This is a genomic window from Zarconia navalis LEGE 11467, assembly GCF_015207075.1.
Taxonomy (GTDB): domain Bacteria; phylum Cyanobacteriota; class Cyanobacteriia; order Cyanobacteriales; family Geitlerinemataceae; genus Zarconia; species Zarconia navalis.
In genome coordinates this window covers 1-10982 of record NZ_JADEXN010000117.1, presented here as the reverse complement: position 1 = coordinate 10982, position 10982 = coordinate 1, and the positions used below count along the sequence as shown (strand labels likewise).

Genomic DNA, 10982 nt, shown 5'->3' with positions numbered 1-10982 from the left:
CCCCCTTTGGTGACTCCCATTGGTCAAGCTCAAGAGCCGCCCGCGATGCAAATTGAAATTCCCCAAGGGACTCCCGCTCAAGTTATCGGGGTGACATTAGAAGACGCTGGGGTGATTCGATCGGCCCTAGCGTGGAAAATTTGGGCGCGTTGGTTGCAGTTTCAAAATCAAACCGGCGGTTTTCAAGCTGGGATGTATCGCTTATCTCCAGCTCAACCCCTAGAGGCGATCGCCGATCGGATCTGGGAAGGGGATGTGGTGCAATATAGTTTTACCATTCCCGAAGGGCGATCGATTCAGGAAATGGCAGAATATTTCGAGGCACAAGGATTTTTCTCTGCCGATGCGTTCGTCGAAGCCACTCGCAATGTGCCTTACGCTCAATTTCCTTGGCTGCCCAACAACTTACCTCACCTTGAAGGCTTTCTTTATCCCGATACCTACCAGTTACCCGACGGCAGTTTGACTCCTGAAGCTGTCATCGCTCAAATGCTGACCCGCTTTGAAGAAGTGGCGCTTCCCGTCTACCGCCAGAATCCCAACCCCCTGGAGTTGACGTTACTTCAATGGGTAACCCTTGCAAGTATTGTGGAGAAAGAATCGGTCGTCGAACCCGAGAGAGCGACGATCTCCGGTGTATTTACCAACCGGCTGAAGAAAGGAATGAAACTCGAAGCCGATCCAACAGTGGAGTACGGTTTGGGGATTCGCCAAACCGTGGATAAGCCTTTGACCTTCGCTCAAGTCGAAACCCCCTCTCCCTACAATACCTATATGAATCCGGGACTGCCCCCCACGGCGATCGCCGCTCCGGGAGTCGCCAGTCTTAAAGCGACCCTCGCACCGGAAGAGACCGAGTATTTATTCTTCATGGCTCGTTACGACGGAACTCATATTTTCAGCCGAACCTTAGAAGAACATGAAGCAGCGATTGCCACAGTCGAAAGGGACTTAGCCGATCGATAGAGCGGCTTGGGGTAAATCTGCCGTGTATCGATAGCCATCCAAAATCTAAACTGGAAAAATAAATACTTATGTCTTGGGGAAAACTGTTACAACCCGATCTAGTTTTAGGCGACTCGATTTTGAGTCTAACGCCAGAGATACTCGAAAACTACCAACTTGATGGCTTAGTTCTTGATGTAGACGATACCCTTTTGCCGATGACGAGTCTCCAAATGTCTCCCGTCCTCCGCCAAAAAATTGCTCAACTGCGCGAAATCGTCCAAATTTGGCTGGTCAGTAACAATATTAATGAAAGCCGCATCGGCGCGATCGCCCGTTCTCTAGATGTTCCCTACTTGGCATTTGCCGGCAAACCGATGGGGCGCAAACTCAGAAAAGCCGTCGCTGCGATGAACTTACCCCCCCAACGAGTGGGAATGGTGGGCGATCGCCTGTTTACCGACGTACTGGCCGGAAATCGGTTGGAAATGTTCACGATTTTGGTCGAACCGATGGTTGAACCCGGTGAAATTGCCAAAAATTCTACCGTGCGCGCGATCGAGGTTTGGTTTTCCCAAGCGTTAGGGGCTTCCGTGGGGGGCGAGTAAACAAAACTTCATACATATTGATGAATTAACAAAAAACGAAATATAAAGAAAAGATTACGCCCGTCATGATTTCCTCAATTTTCTGGCATCCTAAAGAGGTATTCGATGAGGTCAGCTTAAATAAAGACCTTAAACAAGAGATGGGGTCGGCATATATACAGACCCTAAACGTAAATGCAATAATACATCCCAAGCAGAGCGTTAACCTTCACATATAGAAGGAGCGCTCTGCTGTCATTTGTCGGTTAGCGTGGGAAGAACACAGATGAGTCCTCAACCGGACTTCAAGCCGCAAACCATCGTCGTCAAAATTGGTACGTCTAGCCTCACTCAGCCGCAGACGGGTCAATTGGCACTCTCAACGATCGCCACCTTGGTTGAAACGCTGACCCATTTGCAGGCGAGCGGGCATCACGTCATCTTAGTATCTTCAGGAGCTGTGGGTGTTGGTTGCGTTAGACTCGGACTTTCCGAACGCCCTCGATCGATCGCCATCAAGCAAGCAGTCGCCGCTGTCGGACAGGGACGATTGATGCGGGTATACGACGACCTATTTACAGCTCTCCAACAGCCAATCGCCCAAGTTTTACTCACCCGCCAGGATTTGGTAGAGCGCAGCCGCTACGTCAATGCCTACAATACCTTTGGCGAACTCTTCAAACTGGGGGTAATCCCGATCGTCAATGAGAACGATACCGTAGCGGTGGAAGAGCTTAAATTTGGCGATAACGATACCCTCTCAGCTCTCGTTGCCAGTCTGGTGGAAGCAGACTGGTTATTTCTATTAACGGATGTCGATCGACTCTATTGGGTCGATCCAAACTCCAACCCCGACGCACAACCGATTTATCGCGTGCAACATCCCGACGAACTTCTTGAGGTACAAGCGGGAACCTCCCACAGTGGGTGGGGAACCGGGGGGATGGAAACCAAAATTACGGCGGCTCGCATTGCCACGGAAAGTGGTGTCCACACGGCGATCTCGGCAGGCCGCCAGCCAGAAAATATCGCAAAAATATTGCAGGGGGAATCCTTCGGAACCCTATTCGATCCAAAACCGAGTACTGGAAATGCTCGCAAGCGCTGGATCGCTCACGGACTCATTGCGAGTGGAACGATTTATATCGATGCCGGAGCTGAAAAAGCAATCTCGATCGGCGGTAAATCTTTATTAGCCGCTGGGATTATCAACGTAGAGGGAGATTTCCAGAATGCCGATGCCGTGCGCGTCCACAACACTCAAAACCGGCTAATCGCCCGAGGCATTACGAATTATAGCAGTGCCGAGCTGCACAAAATTCAAGGCTGTCGATCGGAAAACATTTCAGACATTCTGGGCTATTTCGTGGCTGAAACTGCAATTCATCGGGATAACTTGGTGCTGATGCGATCGCTCAAAGGTAAAGGTCACTCAGATCGCTAAGTACAGTATCCCAGCGTTTTTAGATTCACGACTTCGAGTACAACTTTGTGAGTATATTCATGCAAGAAGCTCGCCTCGTTTTATCAAAACTTACGAAACAGCTAGGTATTTGTATGTGTTTAACAAAGACAGAGAATATTGGCTGCGTATTTCTTGTCACTTGAAGTATCTTGGAGTCAGAACGTGCACTCAATCAATATTGAGTATGCTTGAGAAATTGAGCGGCAACGATAGCTAAGATCGAACGCCCAATACAAAATGATGAATACAAACTCCTCGATCGTGCGAGCTTAAAGGACTGACTCATGTAAATTTGAAGTGGCTCGAACAACGTAATTTCAGTAGTGAAGTTCAAAATCGAGGGTGCTTTTCCCGATGCGCCCATCGCTAGACTGTTACAAAGGATAAAGGACATTCGTCACTGATACCGGGTAGGAATATCCGAAAATACAAATGGCTCTTTACAAGGACTAGTTCTGATGGTGAAATCAATTTCTAATCTATTTATTGTTGGCGCGATGAAGTCGGGTACGACTTCACTTCATAATTATCTGGGCGAACACCCGGAAATATTCATGAGTCAGCAGCCCAAAGAAACTCAGTACTTTGTCAAGGAACTCAATTGGTCTAAGGGAGAAGAGTGGTATCTGAGTATCTTTGCCTCTGCTAATGGAGCGCGGATCGTTGGCGAATCATCGACAGATTATACAAAAGCACCTCGCTATCAAGGGGTCGTAGAGCGCATTGCCCAATTCAATCCGGATGCTCGAATCGTCTATATCATGCGAGATCCGATCGAACGCGCCATCAGCCACTACTGGTGGGAAGTTCGGTGGTCTGCAGAAGGTCGCCCCATGAAAGAGGCCGTGAAAAGTGTCAAAGATATTATTGACACGAGCTACTATGCCATGCAGCTTGCTCCGTACCTTGAAACATTTGGACGCGATCGCGTCATGACTCTTACCTTAGAAGAACTTAGTGCGAATCCCCAGCAAAACCTCGCTGCTCTGTTTGAATGGTTGGAAGTCGATCCGTCTTTCGTTCCACCCAGCCTTAACCGGCGCGATAACGCCGCCACCGAAAAAGTTTCAAAAGTCTGGGGATCTTCCTATATTTCTAAGTTGCGCGGCACTCCGGCATGGGAAGCTCTCAAGCGAATTATTCCATCCCAGGTACGAGCCAGTGCGATTAAAACTCTTTCTCGACCGGTCGAACGGGATTTTAGCGATGTTAACCAAGCCATCGACTACTTGCGTCCCATTCAACGACAACAGACTGACGAACTTTGCCAACTCTTAAACCGTCAGTTTCCTGAATGGAAAACCCTTTACGGAACCTGAGAGTCTTGCATCCCGTCTCGATTGTAAAAATCTTCGTGCTGTTTCTCCCGTTGTTTTTGTTTTTTGTTCTGCGTACATCTCATCTCGAGCGTTTATGAAATCTCCTCAAACCCCACAACAAATCAACATACTTCAGCCCGTCGAAAAAACGCAACATATCGTTTGTTGCACGCCTTTTAGCAACCACAGTTGGCAATGGTTCGCGCCCGAACTGAAATCGGAAACCCTTCGCTGGCACTTCTTCTATCTCAAGCCAGAGGGGTTATTGGAGAAATACGTACGCCAGCCGAATCTAGCGATGATTCGTACCTGCCGCCAAGCTGTTCTCGCAGTTAAGCAACACGGTGCGACAATACTTTTCACCCACGAACCCGCCGTATCGTTTTGGTGTGCCCTTTTTATCAAGCAGTTGGGTGTAGATGTCGAGCACATTGCTTATTCCTTCAATTTTCCCAAGCTTCCCAAAGGCATGAAGCGTCGTTGGATGACCTCAGCTTTTGCCAATATCAGTCGCTTCGTTGTCTATTCGACAATGGAGAAGCAACTTTATCACGACTATTTCGGGATTCCGTTAGAGCGCATCGATGTTTGCCTTTGGAGCGTGGGAATGCCCGAATCTCAACCCAAAACGCCGTTAGAGACAGGAGATTATATTTGCGCAATCGGGGGCAACGCACGAGACTACCGCTCTTTGATGGCAGCAATGGAACAGTTGCCCGATATTCCCCTTGTGTTGGTTGCTAGACCTCACAACCTCAAAAACCTAGACATTCCAGCAAACGTCAAAGTTCGCGTGAATATTCCCAAGCCGCACGCGACAAATATTGTCGAGCATTCTCGCTTTATGGTCTTACCTCTAGTGGGTACGGAAGTGCCATGCGGTCATGTGACGCTGGTTGCCACAATGCATTTGGGTAAAGCGTTTATCATTACCAATTCCGAGGGCGTCAGCGATTATATTTCAGACGGGAGCAATGCCCTGACTTGCGATGCCTTTGCACCCGACCTTCTCGCCCAGAAGATTCGTACGCTGTGGGATAATCCTCAATTGTGCCAAGAACTAGGTGCGAACGGTCGACAATTCGCCACGGATAATTGCTCGGAAGTATCGGCGCGGCAGCACTTAGCAAATATGCTCGTGGAAAGAGGATTGCTCGAACCGACCAGAATACCGTGTGGTGCTGCGAAAAAATAATGAGATATCGGGTAGAAGTTGAGCTTTTAGTACCTGCTTCTACCTAATGTCTGTTGTCTGTGAATATTCTCGATTCGTCTCGGGTCTCGTTGTAGCTGTTTGGCTTCTAGGCTTCGATATTGGCTTAGCTTTGAAGCGATCGAGCCACAACGGTTTTTGAAAACGGAGAGGGGGGGATTCGAACCCCCGATGGCTGTGACACCATAACAGATTTCGAGTCTGCCGCATTCAACCGCTCTGCCACCTCTCCAGTAGAGCTATGTTCCATTCTACTCTGTTTGCGACTCTTGGGATCGAGGGGCGATCGTTTTATCGGGTATTTAAAATGGTCTGGAAGTTTTCCTCGGGAGTCCACTGTATGGCACCATCTCGACGAGTCCAGAAAAGCTGCGTTTGCCTAACCTGTAATTTTTTTGCCGTTTCGTCGTTGAGGGAGTCGGAAAAGGCGATCGCAACCTTGGGATTGAGGATCTCCAAAAGTCGCTCGGACATCGCCGCACCCGACCAACATAGCACCTGCACCTTCGACAAACCTCCAGTAGCAATCAGTTGAGTTTGCATTTCGGTATCTATAGAACCCATCAGCAACCAAGTCTGTCCCCGAATCTGTAGCTGCCAGAGGAAAGGATCTGCATTGAGTTGTTGCACCGATGCGACTCCTAATTGTCCGATCGAATCGATCGATAATGGGACACTCAATCCACCCTTCGATCGCACCGCTGCCAACATCGCTTCAGATCCGATTTCGGACTCCGTTGCCATCGCCGGATAGTACCACCGCTTGATGAAGAGAGATTCTAACAAGGTTTGCCAGCCGGAATTGTTTGCGGTTTGGGGACGCATCGCCAATGCCGTCTCAATTCGGTTAATTCCCTGACTGGTCAAAAATGGTAGCACTACATAGCGAACGGTATTTGTATCCCCACTATTGAATAACGCCACCTGCCATCGATCGCGAATCACCAACACGGGTTCCCTGCGCGTATCCAATACCGTCACTTGAAAGAGGTTGTTTGCAGTATGCCAAGCCGGAAAAACGACAACGCCAAACGAAAATAAAAATAGCAGAACCCATAGAACCCAACTGGGAGATTCGAGCTTTTTTCCTTCTTGCTTCTCCTGCCCTTGCCACACAAAATACAGACACACTACGCCGATGAGTCCGTATAATATTCCCAATTGCCAAAGGGCGATTGTCCCAACGGCGATATTGTTACCGGGAAGTTGGCTGAAAAATTTCACGATCGCCAGCAAGCCGCCTACGGGATAGTACAGCAACCCGGCTATTACACTGCCAACCGGGGGATAAATCGATGCAGCGATCCCACTGATGAAGCCACCGATGGTAATTAAAGAGAGTAGGGGAGTTGCGATCGCATTGACGAAAATGCTGTATGTACACACCACATTGAAATAGTACATTTGTAGGGGTAGCGTCCAAATCGTCGCCGAGATGGGAACGGCTAATGCAGTGGCGATCGTCACCGGTAATCGATCCCAACGCTTTACCAAAGGGTTCACCGTGACAATTAATCCCAAAGTGGCGGCAAAACTGAGCTGAAATCCGATATCTCGAATCCAGAGGGGGTTGTATAGCAGCAACATCACTGCTGCGAGTAACAAAATTCCAACGGGTCTAACTTTTCGTTGGAGAACCAAACCCACTAAGCCACCAAAACCCATAATGGTCGCCCGCAGTACCGAAGCTTGAAAACCTGCGAGTCCGGCATAGAGAACTAACGTTGCCGTACCCAGCCAAAACTTTGTCCCATCGGAAAGTCGTTGGGCGATCGCCAGTACTAAACCTAAAATGAGCGTAACGTGAAACCCGGAAGCGGCTAAGGCATGAGCCATTCCCACGAGAATAAATCGATCGCGGATTTCGTAAGGCAGATCGACCGCTCTGCGCCCCAGCACCATGGCACTCACCAATTGTCCTTCAGGACTACCCAAGCCTTCTACCTGGGCGCGAACAATGCGCTGGCGAATTTTCCACAACCCCCAAAAGCTCGAATTGCCATCGAGTCGAACATCTTGCCATTGAATTTCTTGCCCCCTCATCCCGGCAAAAATCCCTCTCCAAGCAAGATAGCTTGAGAAGTCAAAAGCACCGGGATTGGTTGCTGGGGTGGGTTCGTAGAGCATCCCCGTCACGGGAATCTCAAGTCCTGGATGCAAACCCGTCCCTTGTAGCAGGGGAACGGTGACATAGAGTTTTCCGGTAACGGGTTGAGGGATTTGAGAAGCGGGGTCAAAACTTCCATCCTCTAAACGCCTATTTTCTCTGAGTTCGATCGCCGCCAGTTCAAATTGAATCAATTCAGAGCGAGTTAGACGAGGCGAACTCATCACCTTGCCGCGTACTGTCACAATCCGATCTTCAGCTTCGATATCTGCGGCAGTTACGAACTGGCTGATGTCATTCTCTGCCGGTTCGGGAACGCGCAGTTGAAAATAGAAAGCGGCAAGAAATGCGATCGTTCCGGCCAAAATCCACACCCATCCCCTCGGCCCCATCCGCCAGAATCGAGGAAGTACTGCTGCCAAAACAAACCCCAAAACAAGCAATCCATACTTGCTTTGGGGAAAGGCATTCATCATCAAGCCAAATATATAAGCCAAACTCAAAACGATGCGGGCCGCTTGAGACATATATTAATCTAGGCGTAATTTAGATAGGCGATCGGACCCGATCTTTAGATTGACAAGCCCAGTTTCAACCCTAGCATTGCATGGAGAAACATCACCCACAATGTCGTACCCCCCAAATAAGCATGAACGGTGCGCAAGGACGAGCGCTCTCCCCAAAAACTACTCAATGACAATACGCTTTGAATGGATAGCAAAATAATTACTACCGATCCCGTCCAAAAATGAGGACTTTTCAATACTGCTTCGTGTTGCATGACCAGTGAAAGCAGTCCCCCGGTGTAACCTAACCCCAAAAAGAGAAACATCAACGGGGCAATTTTGCGGTGAGTGCTGAAATTTTCGCCGGAAACTGCCGTTTCTGTCGCCATTCGTCCCCGCCAACCGGTTAATCCCACAGCACTACCCATCGCAAAAATAACAATTCCCATCATCAATGGATGTCCCCAGTGAACGATCGGTTCGGGCATCCCGAGATCCCGAAATTGACTGGCAATAGGTTCGAGTAACTCACTAAAATTCATCGCAAATACTCATTTTTTCTAACAAAATATATTTGAAAAATAAAGCTAAGATTTTAGCAAGTCTAGCTTTATCTCGATAAAATCAAGACAAGAAAGCAAAATTTTGCTAATTTATCTTATAACGCTTGTTGCTCAATTCTAAAAATTAGAAAAATGTGAGCCAATATTTCTATATTGACATAAAAATCAGTAGTAATATTTGCTATTTCTTATTTCTTCTTAATATATAAAACTTTTACAACTGGATTATGTTCGCTCGCCACTTCTTTCATTTCAAATAAATCGAGAGATTCAATTAACTTTCCCAGTTTGTTATAACCGTAATTTCTCGGATCGAATGAAGGAGAGACTTTATTTATTTGTCCTCCCACTGGAGCTAAATTTGCCCAGCCATCTTCATCTGCGATCGCTTCATATGCGTGTTCGATCAACTCGAACGGTAGTCGATCGGTTTCACTCGAATCATCGGGTTTTTCAGATAAATCTGAAACGAGCTCTATTTTTTGAGAACTAAAAGTGGGGTTAAAATGACGGACTTTGCTCAGAATTGATGTAGATTCAGCGAGTTCGGAAATAGGCTCAACTTTCGAGAGAATTTCTACATAGGTAAACTTATCACAAGCTTTTTGAAAAGGTATGGGTGTTTTTCGCTCTCCAAAGCCGTAGACAAACAAGCCAGCTTCTCGGAGACGGCAAGCGAGCCGAGTATAGTCACTGTCGCTTGACACAATACAAAAACCATCAAAGTTATTTGTATATAATAAGTCCATTGCATCGATAATTAATGCACTATCCGTCGCATTCTTTCCCGATGTATAGCTATATTGTTGAATTGGCTGTATTGCAAACTCATGCAATCTTTCCTTCCATCCCTTTAGATGCGAACTAGTCCAATCACCGTAAATCCTCTTGACATTCGCCGTTCCATACTTAGAAATCTCTTCGAGTAATGGGGCAATTAATTTCGAGCTGATATTATCTGCATCGATCAAAACTGCCAAATTCTGTGAAATCTGAGAACGATTAGAAAAGCTGACATTATCGAAGAGCGTTCCGGGTTGATTAAATTTTTCAAAAAAACTGTTAGAGATTGACAGCTTACCTTTCATTCGCCAGCTACCTCGATCGTTCGTTCGGGACTCCACCTCATTATACTGACCGATTTTTTGTCAACGGAAACTGCAATTTTTGGCGTTGTTCTAAATACAGATGAGCGACCTGTCGCGCTAAATTCCGAATCCGACCGATGTAACGGGTACGTTCCGTGACCGAAATCAGACCCCTTGCATCGAGTAAATTGAAGGTATGAGAGCATTTGAGTACGTAATCTAAACTAGGCGAGACCAATCCTCGATCGCATAATTGACCGGCTTCTCCCTCGTAGAGACCAAACAAAGTAAATAGCAGCTCTGGGTTCGACGCTTCAAAATTATAAGTACACTGCTCTACCTCACCGGGTAAGTGGACATCACCGTAAGTCACCTCATCGGTCCAGCGTATTTTTGGGAAAGCATCTACCTCTTGAAGATACATAGTTAGCCGTTCGAGTCCATAGGTGATCTCGATGGATACGGGCTTGCAATCAATTCCCCCACATTGTTGAAAGTAAGTGAATTGAGTAATTTCCATACCGTCAAGCCAAACTTCCCAGCCGACGCCCCAAGCACCCAGCGTTGGAGACTCCCAATTATCTTCGACAAATCGAATATCGTGTTCTTCCACTGCAATCCCTAAAGCCCGCAACGAGTCTAGATATATGTCCTGAATATTATTAGGTGAAGGCTTGATGAGCACTTGGTACTGATAGTAGTGCTGATAGCGATTGGGATTTTCTCCGTAGCGTCCATCCGTCGGTCGTCGGCAAGGCTCTACATATGCGATCGACCAAGGTTCCGGACCAATGGCTCGCAAAAACGTATGGGGATTCATTGTCCCCGCACCCTTCTCTGTATCGTAGGGCTGAGCAATGAGGCAACCGCGATCGCCCCAAAATTTGTGTAGCGTCAAAATTAAAGACTGAAAGTTCACCAGGTTTACCCCCTCGTCGAGTCAGCTCGATCGATCGAGCATTATTACTGACTCATTCTCTCTTAGAGGTGTCGGACTGAACAACAGTCAAGCGATCGAGCGCGAAAAAAACCTAAAACCCTTGCATAGTAAAGAATACAAAATTTCTCCAAAATATTTCCCAAAAAGGGTTGACAGGAATTGGGAGGGTCGTGTTATGTTAGTAAAGCGCTGAGGGGGACGAGAGGAACCCAAAGCCAACCGAACCTTCACAACTGAATCGTTTGAAAG

At 47.5% G+C, this 10982-nt stretch carries 9 protein-coding genes and 1 tRNA gene; 5 read left to right on the top strand and 5 right to left on the bottom strand.

Annotation, left to right across the window (positions count from 1 at the left end):
- The 5 genes from mltG to IQ235_RS08350 form a co-directional block, all read left to right on the top strand.
- The coding region (mltG, locus tag IQ235_RS08370) for an endolytic transglycosylase MltG (protein WP_264321025.1) at positions 1-966 on the top strand (966 nt) is incomplete at its 5' end.
- Between the two features lie 68 nt (positions 967-1034).
- Positions 1035-1553 carry a YqeG family HAD IIIA-type phosphatase gene (locus IQ235_RS08365; protein WP_264321024.1) on the top strand — a complete coding sequence of 173 codons (519 nt, stop codon included), beginning with the start codon at positions 1035-1037 and terminating at the stop codon, positions 1551-1553.
- Positions 1554-1818: 265 nt separating this feature from the next.
- Positions 1819-2976 (top strand): glutamate 5-kinase, encoded by a 1158-nt coding sequence (gene proB / locus IQ235_RS08360; RefSeq protein ID WP_264321023.1) that lies wholly within the window; start codon positions 1819-1821, stop codon positions 2974-2976.
- Between the two features lie 479 nt (positions 2977-3455).
- Complete coding sequence (locus tag IQ235_RS08355; protein ID WP_264321022.1) at positions 3456-4316, top strand: sulfotransferase family protein; 861 nt, start codon at positions 3456-3458, stop codon at positions 4314-4316.
- A gap of 94 nt (positions 4317-4410) precedes the next feature.
- Positions 4411-5511 carry a glycosyltransferase family 4 protein gene (locus IQ235_RS08350; RefSeq protein WP_264321021.1) on the top strand — a complete coding sequence of 367 codons (1101 nt, stop codon included), beginning with the start codon at positions 4411-4413 and terminating at the stop codon, positions 5509-5511.
- Positions 5512-5674: 163 nt separating this feature from the next.
- Here the strand turns inward: IQ235_RS08350 and IQ235_RS08345 are convergent.
- The 5 genes from IQ235_RS08345 to glyQ form a co-directional block, all read right to left on the bottom strand.
- A tRNA-Ser gene (locus IQ235_RS08345) sits at positions 5675-5761 on the bottom strand.
- Positions 5762-5820: 59 nt separating this feature from the next.
- Positions 5821-8163 carry a ComEC/Rec2 family competence protein gene (locus IQ235_RS08340; protein WP_264321020.1) on the bottom strand — a complete coding sequence of 781 codons (2343 nt, stop codon included), beginning with the start codon at positions 8161-8163 and terminating at the stop codon, positions 5821-5823.
- 44 nt (positions 8164-8207) lie between these two features.
- Complete coding sequence (locus IQ235_RS08335) at positions 8208-8684, bottom strand: DUF4079 domain-containing protein (protein ID WP_264321019.1); 477 nt, start codon at positions 8682-8684, stop codon at positions 8208-8210.
- 209 nt (positions 8685-8893) lie between these two features.
- Complete coding sequence (locus IQ235_RS08330; RefSeq protein ID WP_264321018.1) at positions 8894-9793, bottom strand: NYN domain-containing protein; 900 nt, start codon at positions 9791-9793, stop codon at positions 8894-8896.
- Between the two features lie 40 nt (positions 9794-9833).
- On the bottom strand, positions 9834-10712 hold the full coding sequence (glyQ, locus tag IQ235_RS08325; protein WP_264321017.1) for a glycine--tRNA ligase subunit alpha: 879 nt from the start codon (positions 10710-10712) through the stop codon (positions 9834-9836).
- Between the last annotated feature and the right edge of the window lie 270 nt (positions 10713-10982).